Below are 22,146 nucleotides of genomic sequence, written 5' to 3' on the forward strand. Positions count from 1 at the left end.
AAGTAGACCTCGCTTTAGCTTTAAAGATCATTTTTAGGATTTCTTAGTAATAGAGAAATAAACACAGATACTATCGTTAGTGATAACGCCAATATGAATGTTAATAACGACCATGATTGGTTGAATTGTAAATTGAACCAATCTTGAGGACCTGAAACATAGTTACTTAGGAAGATAGCTGCAACAAATACTGGAACTGTTACAAAACCGTTTACCACTGGATCAAAAGAGAAACTTTTTTCTTCCTCTAGCATTTTTTCTGTTTCTTCCATTTGCTTATTAAGAGTTAATAAAGCGTTCATGACATTTTCATCATAGTAATAACCTTTAAGAATGATGTTCCCAAGTCTTTTCGCCCATGAATTACCACATGTGTAGATGAAGGTTTCAATAGACAACCTACGATCTTCATCGCTTCTAGCAGTTTGTAAGTCTGATATTAAGCGAATAAAAACACGACGTAATGTTTTCTGTTTAAGACCTTTTGATACTTCCATCAACGTTCTGTACATATCGTAATTATGCGCGTTATATTGTTGAGTGAATTCACCTACTACTGGAGTCAATTCATTCCCGATTGAATTTCTCATATTTTTTAATCTAACCTGGAGGATAAGATATGGGATAACCCCTGCTAAAATTCCCACAAATAACGCTAATACCAAATCACCGAAATTAAAGGTTAATAAACCGAATGTACTGATAAATAGTAAAGCTGATATAAAAATGAATGAGAAAACATCATTTTCTTTATCTTCATCTGATGTTGTTCTGAGCAAAAGGTGTAAATGCCTGAAGAACCCTGACCTCACTTTTGCTTCATTCATTTTTTCATTTGCTCTTTTTTTACGAAGTCTAGCCCTATGCTTTAATTGTGCTACCTTCCCTTTAATCGGGACCTGTATAATTTCCTTAACCGTTACAATCGTTACGAAAAGTAAAATGAAGTATAAGAGATACTTAATGCCGCTTTCTAATATCCATCCAATTACAATATCCATCAGTAATCACCAAGTTCCTCAATAGTTTCCTTCAAATCACTAAGCGGAGATTCTTTCTCTCTTTCCTTGAGATTATTAAGAAGTTGTTGGGCTTCTGTTTCATTTTCTTCAGCTAGAAGATGAAATAGACGAGGACTAATAGCTGATGAATAATAATATCTTTTTGTTCTTTTGCTGTAGCGAATTAAGTCTTGTACTTTATGCGTTCTTTTCTCGTGGTCCCACATTACCTCTGTAACACCTAAAACTCTCTTTGTTTTACGATTTCGATCTGTTCCCATCGTAATAATGATATCGATGTTCTTTGCTACTCTCTCAATCTCCAACTCAGGCGTTCTATTTGGGAATTCATCCAATAAGTGTCTTGCCACCTGTGGGACGATATTGAATACATCTGTTAAGTGATACGTTGTCATAAAGCCCCGCTCACCTCTTTCGCATGCCATCATAGCAGCTTCAAATTCGGATGAACGACACTCACCAACAATAAGCATGTCATGTTCCATTCTCAATAACCTCGGAATCGCTTCATGCAAGTCCCCTTCTGATACTTGAAATTCAAAAATTAACCTTTCAGGCAAATGGCGTTTCAACGCTAATTCAAAATGTTTTTCTAGACAAGCAATAACTAAACTAGAATCCCTTTCTGCTATCATCGTTTTCATGAACGTTGATTTAGCAGACCTTACCCGGCCACACACCATTGTATTTGGTAATGTTTTTGCTAAAGCTCGAAATATCGGTATATCCTTATGAAGAATAGTGTTTAAATTCGCTTGGTTTTCTAAAGTAAAGCTTTTAACAATAAAACGACGTATAACGATATAATCATCCTTAGCTCTTGGAGGGATTACCATCGTTATCCTTGAACCATCTTCCCTCTCTATTTCTAATTCTGGAGTCGTTTTGTTCAATACTGCGTTTTCCTGTCTTATCTTAAAGTTTTCCTTTATCTTATCTACTTTGTGTTGGGACTCGAACTCTTCCTCTTGCTTGACGAACTTACCGTTTACATCAATCCATAACTGTTGTCCTCTAATAACTGCCGCTTCACTATCAGGATACAGTTTGTCCCACTTAACAAGGACACTCATGCCCCATACTTCGTGAAATATAGCCTCAGACAATGAATCAAAGAAGGTAGGATAATCGACAGAAGTAATATTTCTAGCCCTCAAAACTTCCTCAATCTTACTAATGAAATACTTTATAGCTCCCTCTTCCCCAACGATCGCAGCATGTTGTCTATCAAGCCATTGGTTAGAATCATCATCTTTAGTGGTATTTATTTCATCTTTTAATGCTTCTTCAACAATTCTGCATATTTCTCTAAATTTTTTCTTTTTAGCGAAAGGAGTGATTTTCTCTGTTCTTTTAATCCCTTTTTTTGCACTTTCTTCACTCAACCACTTGGACGGGTCATAAGGAAGCTCCTTCATGTTTAAAAGCTCTTCTACAGGTTTAGCCATGCGATACCCTCCTTATTAGATAGCTTTTTTCTTAGAAAATAATCCAAAAAAACCTTTCTTTTCTTCTTCCTTCTCTTCTTCCTTAACCTCTAAATCTGCTCTAGAAATGATTGAATCAACGATTGTTTCTATAGATTGCTTATAGTGACTTTCAGCTACTTCATACAACATATTTTTTTGTGCTATGGCTACGTTCCCTAACACTTCTTGGTCAGGTATTGTAGTCAACAACGTCATCTCCAGTTCCTCTTGAATGTCTTTTTGATTAACCAATGAAATATCATTTGTGAACCTATTGGCTATTAACATGAATTCATCTGGTGAACCACCTATAGGCTCTATGAGTTGTTGTAAAATGTAAGGAAAATATCCTCTATACCCTTTTTCATCTTGAGTTGTCACCAAGAATTTAAGATCTGAATTAACGTAACTCTGTGCGTAACATGCGTTATCGAAATGTGTACCAGCATCGATTAAGATGATGTCAAAACAATTTTTGGCCACTTCAATTAACTTTGCTATTTCATCCGTGTTATAGTACCTTTGCATTTTGATGTCCCTGTTTCCCGCTAAATGATAAAAACTATCTTCATATTGATAAACAGCGTCTAATAGAGTTTCATCTGAGAAGTTGTTAGTCTTTAATGCAACCTTGAGGTCATTTAAATATTTCCCTCGATATTGCAAAAAATAATCGGATGGGTCCCACGGATTAAGAGAAAGAACTAACACCTTCGCATTTGTTTTCATCGCTAATCGATGAGCAGTGTTTAATGTCGTTGTTGATACCCCCGCTCCGCTATGAGTCCCAAAGAATCCAACTAATCTTGGTGAGGATTGAGAATTTTGTTCAAAAATGTATTTATACACTTCTTTACAAACTTGATCACTAGTATAATTCTCAGCAATCGGTATGATGTTATGAGCTTCGCATACCATTTTGATGTTTCTCATACTCGCTTCATTTTGCACATCTTCCATTTTGTAAATTATAGATTGCTTCGGGTATAGCTTCCTTACATCGTTAAGGTCTCTATGGTCTACGGTATCTCCAGTTATCAATAAAACATCGACATGCATTTCCTCTTTTAAATCACGGTGATGTAACACGCCTTCAAACTGATTATCGTTCTCTAATTGATGTTTCAGTTCTTCATTTTGAGAAATTACAGCTATGTTCATTTAATTTCACTCCTAGTTAGTTATAAGTGATATACAACTTGTAACCTTTATTGATATGGTCCATTAAAATTTTAAATTCTTCCCTATTCAAGTTAACTTCAAGATCAGAAATCCGACCACTTGCATCCAATCGTGAGTCACCTCTTGTTTGACCGACAACTTCTCTGTTTGATGAATCTTTTGCATATATGACAGGAATATTTGTTAAGATTGGTTCAATTTGTAACTTTACATCATCCGATCTCTGATGTTCGTCATCTGCTATTTCTCTTGATGCTCTTGCCATTTCTTCTTGGAAATTTATGTTATGAGTGTCTATTGCTTGTATCACATAAATATCAATACGATCTTTTCTTCTAAGTGAACCAGGCTTCGCATAAACCCATTCATCTGGAATCGGGCGAATAGCTTCCCCTTCCTCTGGATTAGGAACAATATCATCAAAATCAATATGACTTGTAGATAAGATGGAGTTTCCTACCAATAGCACCGCAGCATCATATCCTACGATTTCATCAATTTGGTCTGCTAAGACTGCGCCATCTACAAGAGAGCTTCTATGTCTACTTTCAATCATCAAATGTTCCCTTTGAATTGCCTCTTTTGCTTCTATCTGAACATGAGGTCTGACAATAACGACTTCTTCTGATGTAATACCGTCTTTAAGATATAAGTCCCAAAAAACAATAAACCCGATAACTACAGCTGCCATGAGTATGCCGAGGGTTATTTTTAAATATGGTTTCATTATGATTTAATCTCTCCTTCATTTTGAGCATTAGAGCTAGTTACAGATATCGACTTTTTGTTAAATAACTTTTCGAAAAATCCTTTTTTACGTTTCTTCAAAAACTCATGTGGAAGTATTTTTTGGATAATAGGATAATAACTATCTTCAATGACTTTTTTGCAATCATTATTATCGAATACAGATATCCCTTCAAACTGACTTTGATACGTATATTCAGAGTTAAAGGAAGGAACATCAATCATATACTCAGATAACTCCTTCATTACATCTGTTTTCAACATTCTCTTAGTGACTTGATTCCCTATCCAAGTAACCTTCTCAGATTTATCTATCTTTCTCAAAAACTCATGATGTGGCTTTTGGGAATCTAAGTAATATTGGATATTCGGTATATCTGGTTGCACGATCAAGAATACTTCATCAGCAATGTCATACAAAGACTGGTAAATCTCTTTCCCCCAATCTTCACCAACATCAAATATGATAATCGGTGTACTTCTTAGAGATAGAAGCAACTTAAACATGTCATCATCATCTATATCACTTTCTGTGTAATCAGGCTCTAGTGTTGGATTTTTTACTACCCAGTTAATATTGCCTTCTTTCCATTTAGTTGTTTTATCGGAATGTTTATCAGACGAACCCTCCGTATAATAATAAAATTTGCTTATGTAGGCTGGTGCTTTTTCGTGACCGATAAATAAATCATATGTGTAAGCTTTTTGGAATGGATTCTCAATATAACTAACTCCAACACCTAAATCAGAGATGTATTTAGTTAAGTTATGTGCAACAAACGATGTTCCTGAACGTGGCATGAAACTACCAATTAATATAATCTTAGCTTCTATTGGTACACCAACTACTTTTTCACCTTGATTAGTGATATTAAATTTAAACTCTTTCTTAACAACCTGCTTATTGATAATTTTTTTCTCATAAATGGTCTGTTTATCTGAATTATTGTCACCATCTTCTTCGATACGTTTATTTTCTATTTTCTTTGGAAAATCAAGCCTATTAGCTCTTTGTGTTTCTATTGTTCTCCATTGGATCGAACGATCAAATTCACGATAATGACTAACTTCCGAAAAAGGTACAGGTGTGTCAAATGCACTGATGACACCTTGAACATCAAGCGTTGATCTCTCACTTTTAACAAAAATGTTATAGATGCCCATACTTACTATTTCAGCTAACACAGGATGCCCTTTTCCTTCATTAGATAAGACGACGATGCTCATGTGACTATATTTTTCTCTCAAAGTTAAAAGAGTGTCAGAGAAAAGCTCTAGCCTTTTATTATTCATCTTTTTGGCTATATCACTAGATATAAGTAGACCGTCAACGGACTCTCCCTCTTCTTCTAACATTTCTAACGTTTCCATCAAATGTTCTAATACAACTACAATCTCAATAACTTTAAAGTTTTTCCTTTCAAAGTGCTTTTTTAACCCTTCTGCAAACTTTGAATTAGGAATGGCGATTATTATTTTTTTAGGCTGTTTTTCGACTACCATTTTAAACCTTCTCCTTCATCGTCCATATAGAAGTACCAAATTCTTTTTCGATTATTTCAAGCTGATAATCATTAGGTTTTTGTTTCCCTCTCTCAATACGACTGATTTGCATTTGAGAGCAACCTAGTTTAAGGCCCATTCCTTCTTGAGTTAGTCCTTTCCTTTCTCTATACAACTTGAATTTTTCATGTGGTTTCAGTATCAATCGTAAACCGCTCCTCTCCTTATACTTAAATAACGAAAAAAGCACACACTAATCCCAAGGGTTTAAAAATAGGATTAATGCGTGCTTCGCATATAATATATTCAATTTATTTAATAGTTTATTTAAACTTACTACAATGTAAATGTTACATGAAGTCTATTTGATTGTCAAACCCATATTTTAAAAAATTAATCTTCTATTTTATCAATGTAACTTTTAATGTGTTGATCTATATAGTCATATATAAACTTTTCTTTATCCCCTTCTTTTGATTTAATCCGTTTGAACAGACTTTGTTTATCCCATTCTTCTAAAGCTTCTTTTCTCAATTCTCCCCTTATTTTTATCTCGTTTAATTTGCTAAGGAACTCTTCATCACGTTTTTTGATAGTTTCTTCTGATGATTTACTTAACTGTTCTAGCCTTTCTTGAGTTTTCTCTAATGTTTGTTTCGTATCCTTATAGTCCTTTATATATGCAGCCAATTCTTCATCATGTTTTTTGATAGCTTCTGATGATGATTCACTTAATCCCTTCACCATTTCTTTAGTTGTTTCAATTTGTTCAGTGGAATTTTCCACTCCACTCTCGATTAGTTTGAGTTGCTCTTTTAAATCTCCATTTTCTTCTTTTAATGACTCATAAGCACCATGTAAATCTTTATACCTTTCCTCCATGCCTTGGAACATATCGTTTACTTTCATCATCGATGCAATGAACATATCCTTCATCATAGATGGATCATGAATGTTATTGAGATTGCCTTTTTCCATTAAATCAAAGATATTGGATTCTGTTATTGATGGTGTATTGGGCACTACACCACTTGCATTATATTTTATTATCTTTTGTTGGTGATTTTTAACAAATCGCAATATGGCAACTATTTTAGCTTTGACTATACTATCAACATTCCACACCCATGCTCTACCAGGTTTCTCTAAGTTGAAATAAAATATTAGATTATCAGCTTCTTTTTCATTTAACCACCAGCGTATTCTGTTTTCATTGATAAACGATTCTCCCTTTATTGGGTCGTATAAGTAATCGTATTTATTCAATATATTTACGACATCTTTAGTTGAATATAACTTTTTAGGGTCCAGTACCAAAATATCGTCAGAAATGATGTCATGCTCTTTTTCGACTGATGGATAAAGGGGATCGTTTTTAAATTTTTCCTCTAACTCCCTCTTCCTCTCTTCCTTTTCATCGACGAAAGGCGCAGAAGAATCATTTTTCGCTCCCTCTATCTCTATTAGCTGGCTGTCTTTTTCTTCTCTCATGAACATCCCTCTCCTTTAAACAAAACATAACACATGTTTAAATAAACATTCTACAAAATAATCGAATTTCCTTCTAAATTGGCTACGTTTGGTGATTTTAAACTTAAATTTGATTGAAATTTTATGATACTGATTCGTCATTGGTAAATTACAATTTGGAATATCCTCCACATTATAATTCTTAGGTCATCATTGGTTATAGCAAATTTGACAAAGGAAATTCATTATCATTAGTAGTTTTTGTTTGGTTTTTTAAAGTTTGTCATTGTTTGTCATATACTATTATTTGTTCTAGTTGGGTGTTGTTAAATTTGACATAACTCAATATAATCTTTTCATTGGCAAGCATGGGTAATTACCTATGTAAGAATTTTCGAAAATTTACCCCTATAACAATTTAAATCATTAGAATGCTTTATATAAAGCAAAATAACTTATAAATGAATAACAACTAATATAAAGTAGCTGGACGCAAACTAATCATGGAGTGAGCATGGGTAATTACAAATAATAAAGTTAACCAAATAAACACACGATGGGAGTCGATAAGCAATAGAATGATTATAATAAAACCGTAAAAACTCAACCATTTCTAGAGGGATATTTTTCTCAAAAAGATGAGGAGATGTTTTATAAACAGGCACAGCTTATACCATTGCTATTTACATCCCCTTTGTGTATATCCCTTTTAGGGGAGGGGAAATAGAATGGATGAATACCAAGAAACGATAAAAGCAGGGAGAAAGCAGATTTACATAAAACCTGAACACCTAGAACTATTTAACTTAGGAATTTCATTAAGCGGTGATAAAGAAAAAACTATCGTCTGTTATCCCAAATGCTTTAAAACTTTTTATTGAATCAAAGCGGAGATAATTGTTAGGTTATCAAGAGCATACATTTAAAGATGAAAACAAAGAACTTGTGGTAACTTCAAAAAAATTGGCTGAAAAAGAAATCAAACAAGATATGGATAATATAAAAAACATGGATTCTGACCTTCCTGATTATAGGGAAATTTGGGAATACAATTATTACAAAGTACACCTAACTGTTAAGGGGAAACTTATTGTTCATACGCCACATGGAGGAAACTGGTTTTTTGTCGTGACGGTAAAATAACTAAGCGTTCTGTGGATGATAAGTTCAGGAAAACTTTAATAAAAGAGGAAAAATTGCATATTTACAATGATTTATCATCTCTTAAAAATAAAATCCCCGATGATTTATATCAGGAGGTTTTAAATAAAGTTGAAGAACTAGAGGAATATTCAACGAAGGAGTTTTTAGATATATAGCATTTAAAAATAATGCCGTATATCAATTGATAACACCTTTTTTATTAAACATCCCCTCTCCTAAAGCAGTAGGAGAGGGGGGTGTTTTCTAATCCAGTTTATCAATGTCGATGTCATCTAAATCTAAATCATCAATGTTAATTTCATCATCATTATTTGTGTCTGACTCCGTTTCTTCAATCTCTATTCCGAGATCATCTAAATCGATATCTAAGTCATCAAATTCATCATTAGTAGCAGCTATTTGTTCAATACTGTCTTTTTTATAAGTTATTTTACGTTTTTTTAATTGGAATTCCTCATATTCCTTGACAAGCCCCTTTGAAAGACGGGTAGGTAAAGCGTCAGTTTTGTAAAAAGTATAAACCGTTGCATTAAAGTTATTTCTCCCAATAATGTATCCAGAGAACACAGTCCCACTTAACGGTAAAATGTCCGTAATCTCATTTTTTGCAGTGTCTAAAAAGGAACTTCCTATGTTGCTTAATCGATCGCTTATCGAAGCGAGTAAACCGACATGATGAACTTTCGCATAAACAGTTTCACCAGTTTCTTCATCTTTCTCTTCAATTTTGATTTTATCGTGAACAGTAGACTCATTTACAGCATCGATAAACATATCCTTAATATCATGGCCACTTTGAATCTCGTCCATTTTTTTGCTATCTTTTCCTATAACAAGCATACCCGTTCCTTCCATGATGATTCTTCTGAAATCTTTAGGGTCAAAGGTTACTGAAGTACCACCGCTATTAGTACCGATGTTAATTTCGTGAATTTGGTTAAAAATCTCACTGTTTGCATAATCTCTGTAGTTTTCAAACTTACTTTTAGCACCAAGTTCGCTCCATTTATCGTATAAATATTGATTATCAGCAAATAAAACAAATGCCACGCCTTTAGTTGGATTTTGTGCAATCTTCCAAATCTCGTTAGCAAAAGTATTTACTTGTCTAAGAACATCTGGACCATCAGAACGGACAGGTAACGTTGCGACAACACCAATTTTAACAAATTTCAGTTGAGCTTTTTTAAAGGCTAATTTCTTATATTTGTTAAGGTTAGTCTTGAAATCAGAACTATCAACCGAACGCTGAATTTTCTTTAATTCTTCTGCGATCAATGGTTTGTTGTGAAAATCATAAAACTCGTTAATAGATTTCACGATTGTACTCGTTCCAGTTCCTCCACCAAGACCTGCAAAGAAAAGAACAAGGTCATCTTCCGGTCTGATTCTATCTGTAATAAAACTTTTTAACTTTGTTTTAGCTTCCTCGTTTTCTTCCAAGATAGTCATCGCATGTTCAGGATTTTTACCTAATCCACCTAAATTGAGAGAAACTCTATTCTCACGAGGTACATGCTGCAACTCCAGCAAATCTCCATCATTTGAATTTAAGGCTAAACAATTATATACAGGAGTCCCGTCTGTGTACTTCACTTCTGCAAATTTATCTGCCATACGAGTTCCTGCTTGACCGAATCCAACAATCGTCATATTGATCGAAGGTTTATTCGCCACCTTTAACATCTATATCCTCTCCCTTTAACAGTTTTTTTAATTCAGCTAAAACCTCTTTACCTCTTGTAGTTATGTTAATTACTTTCGAAGGGGGGACAGAACGATAATAACAAAGCCCCATCGATAGCAAGCGATCCACAGTTCGTTCAGCAGATTTTCTATCAATGTTAGTTTTGACGATCTCATACTTCTTACTTTTCCCAATCATTTTTCGTCTTTCGAGAACTACTCGTTCAGTTATTTCTTTAATGGTGATTCCAAAATGATCTTCTTTTTTTAGTGTGTGTTGACCAATTGTAAATAAGGTCTTTTTCAGAGTTGTATCTGAATTAACAACATCAGCGAACATCTTTCTCAATTCAGGTGTGAGATTAACATCTTTGTACTTAATATGTAGTTCATAATCCATTAGATAAAAAACACCCCCAATCTTCATAGTTACTATAACTGTTCTCTATAGCGTATCTAGTTGAGTTACTATTTATATTAAATCTTGTTAGCAAATTTTGCAAGTGGTATATTTCGCTTATTTATCAATAATTTATAATGGTATCTATATCTAGTATCTGTATAAGGAACTGTGATTATTTTTAAAATGTTTTTTTATAACATTTCCTTAAAGGTAGACTGTTTTAGATGAAAAATAATAAAAAAATAATTTCTTGCACCATTTATAAGCCTTAATCTTACGTTTTTAATAATTAAAATCGAACTCTATCACATTATAGATACTATTTCAGATACTACGTTCACCTATTGGTACTTAAGGTAATATTTATAATAACCGATATCATACCTCCTCCAAGATACTAAGCAAGAAACCATACTAAGTACCATATAATAAAATGACATAAAGACTATGAAGAGGTCATTATTGATAAATTGCTAAATATTCATGTATGGAATACTTAGCGATATTACCTTTACAAACCCTAATTTTTGGATAGAGATCATCACAAACCTATCAAACTGCTAATACACATTCCAACATTTCTTTAATATCAACTGGATAAATAACTTTTTCTTAATATAGGGTCACTTAAGCTACCAGAACAGCTTTGGCTAAGCTAACTACTCCCCCCTAATGCAAGAAACCTCCCTTTTTCAAAATAAGTCAGATCCACTTTTCCTGAAGTCCATCAAATACACGTTAATTAGCAGAGAGGGGGAGGTTATCAATTCTCCGTATTTGATACTTAAAGCTATATAAAAATAGTCGTAACTATTCATCGAGACCACTCCAAAAACAACATCTAATCATACCTGTAACCACAATTATTTATATAACAGATTGTAACAGTATGTAACCCTTAAAAATTTAAATAGTTTTGGTAAATAGTTAATATAAATAGTTACTTTAAATAGGTAATGCCCTAACTATTTAACAAAAGTATTTAAAATAAGTATTTAAAAAATATAGTTCCAAACAGTTGATTTAACAGGATTTATACTATATCTTTGTATTATAGTTTCTCGCTATTTTTATAACCGTGACTAAATTAGGGTCATTTTTACTTAATTTAAGGGGGTATAGTTTCTATATGTCTAAGACACTTATCAAGAAGATTAATAGGACCGAAGAGAAGATTATTAGCCACATATTTACGTTAAGAGGTGTAACAGTTGAGCAGGTTATGACACTCTTAAAACCTGATGAATTCCCCGCTTTATGGAAAGAGAAATACATACGAATGGTTGATGGTGAAGCTAAAGCTAAAAGAGAAAAACAAATAGAGCAATTCAGAAATAACTGTAATACGTTATTAGGTAAACTCAGGAAGAAAGGTTGGATACAAAATGAAAAGCTAAGTAATAACAAACAACACATTTACTATTTAACAGAAGAGGGTTTAATAAAGTGGCAAGAAAAGAACGATATCGAGAAAAACCAAACTGGTAGTGGATATGGCGACGATCATGGTTATTTTAAATATGAAAACTACTTCCCTCCAAAAGATAGGTTCGAACACCACACTCTCTTAATTGATACTTACTACTTGTTATCTGAAATAGAAAAAGAATTAAATGAGGATGAGTTTTTAAAACAACGATTAGGGAATGTACAAATTCAAATGAGGGATAATCGTTATGCGGCTGCTAAGTATGAAGATACTAACACCGACTTAATCGGTACAAAAACTAACATAAAAAGATTTCGGCCCGATGGCGAACTTCTTCTCACCATAACAACACAAAACCCTAAAGGGAAAACAGTTGTCGTTCGAAAAAATTACTTCTTAGAATTTGATACAGGTGAAGAACGAGGAAACAAACTTCAAACTAAATTTGTTAATTATGACTCATATTTCAAACACCTTGTTGATAATAATCGTCCCTTACCAGAAGGTATCATCTTCCTCCGGGAAAACAAAGTACGCCTTAGTGGTTACGTCACACGTTGGCAAAATATTTCCGAGCCTTTCTCAAATACCATGAAAGAGTGGTCCACTAAAGTTAACCTTTTATACGGGATGATGAAAGACCTTAAAGATATAGTAATTCAAGAAGCATCACTCGAAGTTAATGAGCGAGCAATCTTATCAACTCGTATTCTTAAATATTATCTCGAATCCAAAAACTACATAAAATACGCATCAACAGGGGAGCCTTTCAAATTTGCCAGTGCCGATCTAGACCTTAAATGGGACGATGCCATGTTCTCCATCACCCATTCAGAACAGGATAAGCACCATATATTCCTTTACCAAAGGCTGAACACCTACGAAACAAGAAGCATTGAAAGAGTTGTTGAATTCAATAAATGGTTACGATCAAATTCAAGACCAGAAATAGAAGAATTAAACTTTGTGGAGGAAGTCATCCCTGTTTTCTACCACACCCTAGATAACACAGTGGATTTATCCTTTCTTAATGCTTTTGATGACAATGGAGACTATATAAAGTACCTTAAATCGTCTATTTTTGTTAATATTCAAGATGAACGCAATCCTATATGGACTGATGTTAATGGGAATAGACTGAAACACGGAAACCCACTTTTAATAAAAGTCCCCAACCAGGCCAAAGTGTAGACCTTAGTCTATGCTTTTCTTTTTGTGATATAAACCATCAATCCATTGATAGTATATCCTTAGCTTTGCTGTTCATGGTTATTGCATTATCTAAGTTAATTATCTCATTACCCATGCTTACCCATTTATAATTTAATAAAATTTTACGCTCTCTAACCAAAACTTACCTTCATTCAACACCACATTTATTTGTTATTATTGATTTAAGGAGTGGTGTTTATATGTTTATCTCACCTATGCTGATGACCGAAAAAGAACCCTTTACTCACCCTGAATATTTGTATGAGCCTAAGTTTGATGGTTTTCGCTTAATCGTGGTCCAAATCAATGGCGAAATCACTTTATATACTCGACACGGAACAAATGTAACAGAAAAGTTTAAAGAGCTTTTAACCCCTATATGCGATTATGACTTTGTAGCAGATGGGGAACTTATCGCTTTGAACGACAATGGAATGGACCAATTCAATTTAGTTATGAGCCGATTCCACTCTAATCCATATAAGTATCACTTCAATCAGAATTCGATTAAATGCCAAGCTGTATTGTTCGACCTCCTGATGTTCGATCACCGCGACTTAACTCCACTACCGCTCCTTGAAAGGAAAGACTTACTTAAGCGCCATATTAAGGAAACACCACATGTTAAGAGAATGTCTTTTGTATTAGAGAGAGGAGAGGACCTCTTTAAAGCCGTTCAATCTAAAAATATGGAAGGATGTGTAGCCAAGAGGATAGACTCAAAATACGAAGTAAATAAGAGGACCAAGACTGCATGGTTCAAGAACATTGCGTGGAATTATAACGACAGCGACATTTATATTTCAGGTTTCAGAAATAAAGAGTTTGGTTGGTTTATATCGCAAAAAGAGGGGGATAAATTCCGACCTGTAGGAACAATAGAGTTCGGGCCATCTCCCGAAGAGAAAAAAGCATTCTATTCCACAGCAAAACAATTGATTGTAAAAGAATACAAAGATAAGGTTATTATAGAGCCCGTTATCCGCGCTAAGATTAAACACCGCAATACTGTACCTGGGCAGATGTTACGAACACCAATCTTTCTAGAATTCGTACTTTAAACTTCTCACGAATAAATAATCTACTATATGTCGACCTTCTAATAACAGAATCTTTATCTATCTTCTCGCTGTACATGGACCAAAATCGGTGTGTTAGTTCCTCTTACTAATATTCCTTTGCTGGTCCCATTTTTTATTGGCTGAATTCTTTCTTTATGCTATACTACCAGTATATTTAATTTACTTAATTTGCCTTATATCATTCCCGTTCACGCGAACAGGAAATTTAATTTTAATCACACTTGAAACAAGTGACTAATCTACAAATCATGTAGACATTCTGTTTTTCTATGAAAACAGCACTTGTTTGATGTGTGATTTTTTTGTGCCTCAAAGACACCAAATTTACTTTTTTTAAAAGGAGAGATGTTTCATGAGTGCTACTGATTTATCTAATCTCCATCCAGATGACGCAACCTTAAACGTTGCTGCCATCAAAAGGGTTTTAGCTGAACAAATAGCCATGGCTTATCTTGAACAACCAAAAGATAAGACTAACCCATTACATTTGTTATGTGAAGCGGAGATCAGGACTCTTAAAAAAATCGCCATTAGGTTAAATATCAACCTTGATGAATTAGATGACATGGTTGAAGATGTGGAATTTGAAGGAGATTGTGAGTAAAGTAAATCACTTTTTAAAGGAGTGTTATTTCATGAGTTCATTCAAGAAAGTTTATGATTTTTACAATCATCAGACTGGTGAATCTGTTACACATGTTGCTTATAGTCAAGAACAAGAAGGAGTTATTCTTGATTTGTTTTATGAGCAATATGCCCCTGACGGATTCGAATTATTTCATGGAACAGATCAAAAAAACGAGTAGTTTTTTACTTAGTAACAGCATTTAACATGCGGAACGCACTTGTTTAAGTGATGGGAGAGCATTCAACAACCATTACTTTTTACAAGTGCGTTTTTTTATGCTTTGAACACAGGAAAGAAGGGAGAAATGTTCTTATGTTGATTAAGAAGAGAAAGGCCAAAGTGTCAGAGAGGGGTATTTACCTTCAGGATCGTCAGCTTCAAGATACTATTTTCCAACCATCAACACGTTATAAATATGTCATGGATATGGAGAATAAACAGATTATCATTCTATCGTCGGATGATGATTCGGGTAATCTTGTTTCTAAACGTAAACTCAAGGACGGAGTTAAGCCTGTCATTGACATACGGGATAAAAAAGCCCTGTCCGTATTCGAAGGAAGCGACTACCTACAAGTTGAGATTTTCGATGACAAAGTAATTGTTCAAGGTTATGAGCAAGTAGGGGAAAGACTTTCATCCAAAGCAAAAAATACTTTAAAACGCTCCACCAAACAATCTAATGTTGTCAGTATTAACGATATACTAAATGTCAGAAAGAAATCTGAAATAGTCTTATCTAAAGACGAGTTAAGCAAAGCAGTCGGACACGACGTTGTTCATCATCAATTATCTCTAGACTTTGGTATTGAATCTGAGTCACAAAATAACACCACATTCATAGGGGATAAACTTAAAGATATTCATGTCCCGCTTCAAGTGGCTAGTCTTTTTTCAGGCGCAGGTTGCCTTGATGTCGGATTTATAGAGAGTGGTTTTGATGTGGTATTCGCCCTTGAGATTGATGAAGATGCAGCAAGCACCTACCAAAGAAATTTAGGTAATCATGTTGTATGCGCTGATATCACAACGTACCCAAAACCTATCCCTCAAGCCCCTGTCTATATAGGAGGAACGAAGTGCCAAGGATTTTCTAATGCAAATCGTCGGACCAATTACTTAGATAATCCCGACAACCTTTTGGTCTACGAGTATATAAAACGTATTCAGGCCAATGACAATCTCAAAGTATTTGTTTTAGAAAACGTGCCACAAATCTTAACCACTGGCGATGGACAATTTAAGCGTGAAATTTATGAACAATTAAGTGACTTTGAAATTACTTCAGGTGTCCTTAACGCTGCTGACTTTGGAAGTCCACAACTCAGAAAGAGAGCGTTTTTCATCGGAAGTAAAATCGGAAAAATAGACCTTCCTAAACCAACACATTCACCAGAAGAATATCAGACTGTTGCTCAAGCTTTCGAAGGATTGCATAATGGTATTCCGAATCAACTTGATTTTTCTATCCCAAGACCATCGACCATTGAAAGAATGAGCTATGTCCCGCAAGGTGGAAATGTTTTCGACATCCCCGAAAATATCAGGCCTAAAGGGAAGCACTCTGATTTTTACAAAAGGCTGGATCCTAATAAACCATCCATCACAATTGTAAACCCAAGAAAAGCGAATATTACACACCCTGACTTAAATAGGAGTTTGTCGATAAGGGAGTGTGCTCGCTTAAATGATGTATCTGATGATTTTGTGTTTGAAGGGAAGCTAAATTCAATGCAACAGCAATTGGCGAACCCAGTTCCAGTACGGTTGGCTAAAGCTATTGCTAAAGAAATTAAAAATGCCCTCTTGAAGTTTAACATTCGTACTCGATCTAAACTTCAACCGGCAATGAGCTAGAAAAATACCAATAACTCAAATAAGAAGGAGAGAGCTTAGTGAAAGGATACAATAAATATTTTATCTCTTATACTTTCCTAAATCAGAATAGCACTGGTTTTGGAAATATCGAAACTTATTACGATAAGGAAATTAAAGGAATGGATGACATTAACACAATTAGTAGAAAAATCGAGGAAGACTTGAAACTTCCGAATAAGACATTAGTTATTTTAAATTTTATCAAGTTAGACTAATGTAGAGTGGAAATAAGAAATTTACTAAGAAAAGTACAATTGACCTCATTTAAATATGAGGTCTTTTTTACATTAAAAATCCCCACAACAAATTACACCTCAATGGAAGGGTAATTAAGTAAAACAGTACTTAATAGCTTAGTTTTATGAAAGTCCTACTTAATAACCTAATCTTCTCGGTTCGCAAAACTATTAAGAACTGATAACAACGTTTCCTTTGTTTGCCCCTTCTTAATGTTGTTCATGAAATCAAGGTATAACACTTGAATCACTTCTTCTATTCTGAAGTTTATTTCATCTCCTCCTAGTAATTCATCCATATCGTATAGCATCACTTCTCCCCGATAGACAAACGACTCTTTTATACGTACTTGAATATAAGTCATTTCATGTTTCTTTTTCTTTGGTACTCTTTTGGGAGTCGCAAGGGACCATTCATTCGGTCCTGTTTGAACCAGCGTTTTTTCTTCTTGAGGTTCATATTTAATTTCATCTACCCGCCTGATTAAGTATTTAGCAAATACTTCAAGATCCCGTTCACATCTTATCTGATCCAAAAATTGCTCATATAAAATACCAATCAATAAACCAACATCGAGGTTAAAATCATCCTCTAACTCACCAATCCGCTTCACATCATCTAAAAGAACTTCTCCTCTTAACACTTCAATTTGGGGAAGTTTAATCATTAAGAAACAATAGTCTAATTTTAATAAATGCTTGAACGTTTTCTTCCATCCCTGTTTATTGTGATACATGCGTTGTTGTAGTAGGTGTAATTGGCTGAACTTCTTCATCTTCTAATTCCCCACCTTTGTTAAGAAACTCCAATACAGAAATGACCATGCGGTGAACGGTTTGTCTTTCTGATAATCCTTTCTCTATTGCATATCCATTTATACCGCCTACGAGGTTTGATTCCACCATATTTGGTTTGATATGGGCATACCTTTTTGTATCTTTGTAAGGCAAGTCCCATTTCACTATGCCACTATCGATATTCCTTAAAGCAAAACGAAACAGTTGTGTATTAAATACCGTTTGACTCGTTGTACGGTTTAGCATTTGGTAGCGTTTAAAGTGTTTTCTTAAATCCATTCTCTGCTGCTCTGTTAGTGGGATTTTTATGTCTTTTGTTTTATCCCACCTTGTTTTCCTGTTGCTTTTAACTGGACGTTTTTGAGAAAGAGGTAATTCTTTTTTGGGTGTTGTTAGTTTATTAGATGGTGTTTGTGTAGGTGTAGGTTTAGTCTTAGGCGTAGGTTTAGATTTCTTTTGACGTTTAATCTCGTTGAACATTGGATTTAAGTTCATCTATTACTCCTCCTCTTTTTTTGTATCGAAGCGGTAATTTTGAAGTTATCTCAGGTCCACTTAGTCACATATCCACTAATAGATATCTATGTGATGAGTGAGGGGAGTAGAACAAGCGTTTTTCAATTGTTTAAAATCTAATTTATCTGTCCATAATGGAAATAACCATTTAATTAACTGAACGGAGGGGTTAAAGATGGGTAAACTAGATAAAGATACAGCTCGAAAGTTTGCTGAAGCATTAAAGAAATCAGGCAAGCGAACCGGAGCTAAACTCGTAAAAAAGTAATTAAATGACTATAAAAAACAATAATAGAACTTGCCCATTTTAAACTGTTTTTATATAATGGGACACAAGGAGCAACAAATAAAGCTAAATATTTAAAGCCACGGAAGCACCGGGCCTCTCTCTTTTTAACTAGGGGAGAAGTCTGTTTGCTTCCGTTTTTTGTTTCTGAAAGGAGGGCAAACAATCAAATGGTATTAAAAATTTCATATAGGAAGTGGGTGAAGGATATCTAATGGCAGAACCGATCAAATCAACATCACCACCACCTATAACCTCTTTTATAAAAAAATGGTGGGTCAATAGTCGTGAAGCAATCGGTCATTATTACCGAAATTATTTTCACACTATCACCGTTACTCTACTGACCATCTTTAACTTAATAGTAGGGTATTCGGCAATGATTATTTATTTTTCACAATGGGTTCATGAAACCCCAAGTCCTGAAGTGTTTCTGTCTATTTTTATGCAGCAACCTCCTGAAAGACTATTAGGTGTCATGGATTTGCTTTACATCCCATTTGATACCTTTTCTCTATTGTGGCTATTTGTCATATTCAATTTGCCACTCTTAACATGGTTCTACTCTACGATCACTAGACCAATAACAAAAGGTTATCGACACCTTATCAATTACACTTCATCCAAAAGAGGTCGTGTCTTTATCGCTACCCTTAACGGAATACCGTTTATTTGGATATATTGTGCTATAGCCGCATGGTACGTGAACAACTATATGTTTGATTTCTTTGCGTCTATTCGGAGTGATCGTGAATTTTTAGTCGTTCAATCAATGGAGAGCTTTGGTTATGTTTTACTAACCAGCCCTATTTTCTTCACTATTGTGGCAGGTTACTTTACCTGGAAGCAGTTTATCATCTATGAAGATATTAGAAAGAACTTCTTCAAGTGGGAGTTTCCGTTGTTTGCTAAACAAAACTTCTCTCTTAAAAATGACCGTTGTGACGTTATTGTGGGTTGGGAGTATAAAACGAATAAACCTATCGTTTTAAATGAGCAAGCACGCTATTTGCACGAGCTTGTTTGTGGAGCCACGGGAACGGGTAAAACGAGTACAACTATATTAACTAGAATCAGTCAAGACCTTATTCGGATTGCAAGAGGGGTTAAGATGGGAATTGTGCTTCTGGAGCCTAAAGGAGACGCTTGCGAAGATGTCATAAAGGTTGCTAAAGAACTCGGTGTCCCAGATGAAAAAATATTCATTGTAGACCCGACTAATTTAGCGAAATCCGTTAAGTTTAATCCGTTTGCTGGACCAATGGAAGCAGCTGCCGAATCATTCCGGGGCGTTTTAGACAGCCTCACGGGTGATCAGGACGAATTTTTTAAAGGTCAGCAAAATGAAACTGCTGCGTTCTTCACGTTATTAGGTAAATTAAGATTCCCTGATACTTTTAATATTACCCATATGCAACGAATGTATACAGACCCTCGATATCTTGCGAGTATGACCGAGGAAGTTCGTTCACATATTGACAGAAAGAAAACAGACCCAAGATTAACAGACCAACAAAAAGCTGAATTACAACACGCTGAAAGGATCGTCAGCTATTTTGAGGATGAGGTTATAGAATACAAGACTTATCGTTCAAGAGAAGGAGAAAACCTTCCACAAATGTATCCTTCTGGTCATCGTTATGCAGGGCTTCAAATGGTAGAAAACAAGAAAGATAAATTTGTAACAGGGGCTAAAAAGTACGTCAACGAAATCACAATGAACACGATGTTAAATCAAATGATGGTTTCTAGCGACGGAGAAGAAGTTTTAGATTTGGATTTATTCTTACAGGAGGGCGGCGTTTTACTTATTAATAGTGCTCTTGGTGAATTGGAAGAATTATCCATTTTATTGGGGCAATTTTTCATCAGACAGTTCCAATCTGCTGTTTTCCGTAGACCGCATGATGGTACGATGGTCAAGCGCATTGATAAAGATGGTAATGAAGTAGAAAAAGAGTATAAGAGAATTCCGGTCTTTTTCACGATAGATGAATTTCCGCTCTTTGCCAATGAGGCCTTCGAACGCATGCTTACGCTAGGTCGTTCATACAAAGTTGGTAGTTTGATTGCCATCCAATCTCTTGGTCAGCTTGAAAAACTAGAGAGAGGGTACGACAAAACAATCATGTCTAATGCTAGTAACAAAACTGTCTTTGGAAGAGGGAATCAAGAAGATAACGAACGCTTCTCACTTCAATTTGGTGAAGAGTTTGAAATTGAAGAGTCCCTTAACGAAACAACTACTCCTGTTTCTGTTCCTAACGCACAGTGGAATTACCGTTATAATACCCAACGCAAACTCGAAGCTCGTTTTTCACCGACTGATATAAAGGAATTAGAGTTTAAGCATTTTATTATTGAGTGTGTAGATGAAGAAGGGAATATACAACGTCCTGTGGAGGGAGTAGGTAAGTTTATCAATGAGACGAAGTTCCTTAAGAAGTTCATGAATATCGGTAAGATTGAGCTAGAAACTAAGAATTACAAAGCCTTTAGCGTTGGCAATTATGTTGACCATTATCAATCTCTCATCTCAACAGTATTCAAAGGGGATAAGGATACAAACGAAGGAGAGAACCTTGAACAAGATAGCGATAATTTGGAACTACCTACTGGAACCATTGAAATAATAGATGGTGATGATAAGGAACATGCAGAAATTATTAAAGGGAATGAGGAAAACAAACAAGATGAAGTCCCTCCTAAAACATCAGATGATTCAACTAAATCACAGGATCAAAAATCACTAAGTTCCAAAAGCGAAACTCCTAATGAACCTAACGAGGAGATAAAAGAACAAGTTGAGCCTAAGAAAAAGGTTGATGATAATCTAGAGAAAGAACATTATTCAGAAGGTCCAAAAGAGAATACTAAAAAGAGTGATGCTGATAAATCAAGCAAAGAGAGTATTGTTGAGGAAAAGAAGAAAAAAGCTACTCTCAGCTCTAAATCAATAGAAAATATGGGCCACCTTTTCTATGGAAGTAAAAGGAAAGATAATAAAGCTAAAGAGTCTAAGGATGGACTGCAATTAGAGGAGCAAGAAACACAAACTGAACAACAAGAAGAACAACAGGTTCAATCAACACATTCAGAAATGAATGAGCAACAAGCAGAAAGCGTTGACGAAATCATTAAACAACTGAATGAAGGCAACGACAACAGCTTAACTTCTAAAATTCCGAAAGAAAATAAAGAAGATGACCTAGAGAAAAATAAAAAAGAGCCTCCTAAAAAGAAGGAGGAATATCAAAAGAGTTATGCAGCTTCAGGTCTTACTGTACTACCTAAAGATGAAGATGATGATATCTAATTTGTAGAAAAGGTTGACACTAGTTTTTTAACAACGTATTATGAAAAGTAACAAAATATTTTTAGATGGAAGCACCATCTATCCTTTTAATAGGCGTGACGTATGTCTATTTAGGATTG

The 22,146-nt window shown here is 34.7% G+C and carries 20 protein-coding genes; 9 read left to right on the top strand and 11 right to left on the bottom strand.

All coding sequences use genetic code 11. The annotated features are described in order from the left end of the window. Positions 1-20: 20 nt before the first annotated feature. From J2S74_RS13975 to J2S74_RS14005, 7 genes are all read right to left on the bottom strand, one after another. On the bottom strand, positions 21-1,001 hold the full coding sequence (locus J2S74_RS13975) for a hypothetical protein (protein ID WP_307326417.1): 981 nt from the start codon (positions 999-1,001) through the stop codon (positions 21-23). Next, the gene (locus J2S74_RS13980) at positions 1,001-2,470 is read right to left on the bottom strand and encodes an ATPase, T2SS/T4P/T4SS family (RefSeq protein WP_307326418.1); all 1,470 of its coding nucleotides are present in this window, start codon (positions 2,468-2,470) and stop codon (positions 1,001-1,003) included. The genes J2S74_RS13975 and J2S74_RS13980 overlap by 1 nt, the downstream gene beginning before the upstream one ends. A gap of 15 nt (positions 2,471-2,485) precedes the next feature. Continuing rightward, on the bottom strand, positions 2,486-3,652 hold the full coding sequence (locus J2S74_RS13985; protein WP_307326419.1) for a P-loop NTPase family protein: 1,167 nt from the start codon (positions 3,650-3,652) through the stop codon (positions 2,486-2,488). 16 nt (positions 3,653-3,668) lie between these two features. Next, positions 3,669-4,400: a hypothetical protein gene (locus J2S74_RS13990; RefSeq protein ID WP_307326420.1), complete on the bottom strand. Its 732-nt coding sequence runs from the start codon at positions 4,398-4,400 to the stop codon at positions 3,669-3,671. After that, the gene (locus J2S74_RS13995; RefSeq protein WP_307326421.1) at positions 4,400-5,923 is read right to left on the bottom strand and encodes a CpaE/TadZ family protein; all 1,524 of its coding nucleotides are present in this window, start codon (positions 5,921-5,923) and stop codon (positions 4,400-4,402) included. The genes J2S74_RS13990 and J2S74_RS13995 overlap by 1 nt, the downstream gene beginning before the upstream one ends. Before the next feature lies 1 nt (position 5,924). Then, positions 5,925-6,128, bottom strand: coding sequence for a helix-turn-helix domain-containing protein (locus J2S74_RS14000; RefSeq protein WP_307326422.1), 204 nt, complete (start codon positions 6,126-6,128; stop codon positions 5,925-5,927). 188 nt (positions 6,129-6,316) lie between these two features. Then, the gene (locus J2S74_RS14005; RefSeq protein WP_307326423.1) at positions 6,317-7,414 is read right to left on the bottom strand and encodes a hypothetical protein; all 1,098 of its coding nucleotides are present in this window, start codon (positions 7,412-7,414) and stop codon (positions 6,317-6,319) included. A 707-nt stretch (positions 7,415-8,121) separates the two neighbouring features. On the opposite strand from J2S74_RS14005, the gene J2S74_RS14010 reads away from it, so the two are divergent. After that, positions 8,122-8,274: a hypothetical protein gene (locus J2S74_RS14010; RefSeq protein ID WP_307326424.1), complete on the top strand. Its 153-nt coding sequence runs from the start codon at positions 8,122-8,124 to the stop codon at positions 8,272-8,274. 16 nt (positions 8,275-8,290) lie between these two features. Then, positions 8,291-8,536, top strand: a complete 246-nt coding sequence (locus J2S74_RS14015; RefSeq protein WP_307326425.1) for a hypothetical protein — start codon at positions 8,291-8,293, stop codon at positions 8,534-8,536. A 264-nt stretch (positions 8,537-8,800) separates the two neighbouring features. On the opposite strand, the gene J2S74_RS14020 is transcribed toward J2S74_RS14015, so the two are convergent. After that, complete coding sequence (locus tag J2S74_RS14020) at positions 8,801-10,243, bottom strand: FtsZ/tubulin family protein (RefSeq protein ID WP_307326426.1); 1,443 nt, start codon at positions 10,241-10,243, stop codon at positions 8,801-8,803. Further along, positions 10,224-10,643, bottom strand: coding sequence for a hypothetical protein (locus tag J2S74_RS14025; RefSeq protein ID WP_307326427.1), 420 nt, complete (start codon positions 10,641-10,643; stop codon positions 10,224-10,226). Before J2S74_RS14025 ends, J2S74_RS14020 begins: the two co-directional genes overlap by 20 nt. 1,282 nt (positions 10,644-11,925) lie before the next feature. Here J2S74_RS14025 and J2S74_RS14030 point away from each other — a divergent pair. From J2S74_RS14030 to J2S74_RS14055, 6 genes are all read left to right on the top strand, one after another. Continuing rightward, positions 11,926-13,266, top strand: a complete 1,341-nt coding sequence (locus tag J2S74_RS14030) for a hypothetical protein (RefSeq protein ID WP_307326428.1) — start codon at positions 11,926-11,928, stop codon at positions 13,264-13,266. Between the two features lie 221 nt (positions 13,267-13,487). Beyond that, a complete protein-coding gene (locus tag J2S74_RS14035) occupies positions 13,488-14,348 on the top strand; it encodes an ATP-dependent DNA ligase (protein ID WP_307326429.1) in 861 nt (286 codons plus the stop codon). A gap of 373 nt (positions 14,349-14,721) precedes the next feature. Continuing rightward, positions 14,722-14,973 (top strand): hypothetical protein, encoded by a 252-nt coding sequence (locus J2S74_RS14040; RefSeq protein WP_307326430.1) that lies wholly within the window; start codon positions 14,722-14,724, stop codon positions 14,971-14,973. A 31-nt stretch (positions 14,974-15,004) separates the two neighbouring features. Further along, positions 15,005-15,175: a hypothetical protein gene (locus J2S74_RS14045; RefSeq protein WP_307326431.1), complete on the top strand. Its 171-nt coding sequence runs from the start codon at positions 15,005-15,007 to the stop codon at positions 15,173-15,175. 134 nt (positions 15,176-15,309) lie between these two features. Beyond that, positions 15,310-16,854: a DNA cytosine methyltransferase gene (locus J2S74_RS14050; protein ID WP_307326432.1), complete on the top strand. Its 1,545-nt coding sequence runs from the start codon at positions 15,310-15,312 to the stop codon at positions 16,852-16,854. Positions 16,855-16,892: 38 nt separating this feature from the next. Then, positions 16,893-17,090: a hypothetical protein gene (locus J2S74_RS14055; protein WP_307326433.1), complete on the top strand. Its 198-nt coding sequence runs from the start codon at positions 16,893-16,895 to the stop codon at positions 17,088-17,090. Positions 17,091-17,257: 167 nt separating this feature from the next. On the opposite strand, the gene J2S74_RS14060 is transcribed toward J2S74_RS14055, so the two are convergent. Both J2S74_RS14060 and J2S74_RS14065 read right to left on the bottom strand, forming a co-directional pair. Continuing rightward, positions 17,258-17,887, bottom strand: a complete 630-nt coding sequence (locus J2S74_RS14060; RefSeq protein WP_307326434.1) for a hypothetical protein — start codon at positions 17,885-17,887, stop codon at positions 17,258-17,260. Beyond that, positions 17,835-18,404: a hypothetical protein gene (locus tag J2S74_RS14065; protein WP_307326435.1), complete on the bottom strand. Its 570-nt coding sequence runs from the start codon at positions 18,402-18,404 to the stop codon at positions 17,835-17,837. The genes J2S74_RS14060 and J2S74_RS14065 overlap by 53 nt, the downstream gene beginning before the upstream one ends. 521 nt (positions 18,405-18,925) lie before the next feature. On the opposite strand from J2S74_RS14065, the gene J2S74_RS14070 reads away from it, so the two are divergent. Then, a complete protein-coding gene (locus tag J2S74_RS14070) occupies positions 18,926-22,027 on the top strand; it encodes a type IV secretory system conjugative DNA transfer family protein (RefSeq protein ID WP_307326436.1) in 3,102 nt (1,033 codons plus the stop codon). The last annotated feature ends 119 nt before the right edge of the window (positions 22,028-22,146 follow it).

Source organism: Evansella vedderi (assembly GCF_030813435.1).
Classification (GTDB): domain Bacteria; phylum Bacillota; class Bacilli; order Bacillales; family Salisediminibacteriaceae; genus Evansella; species Evansella vedderi.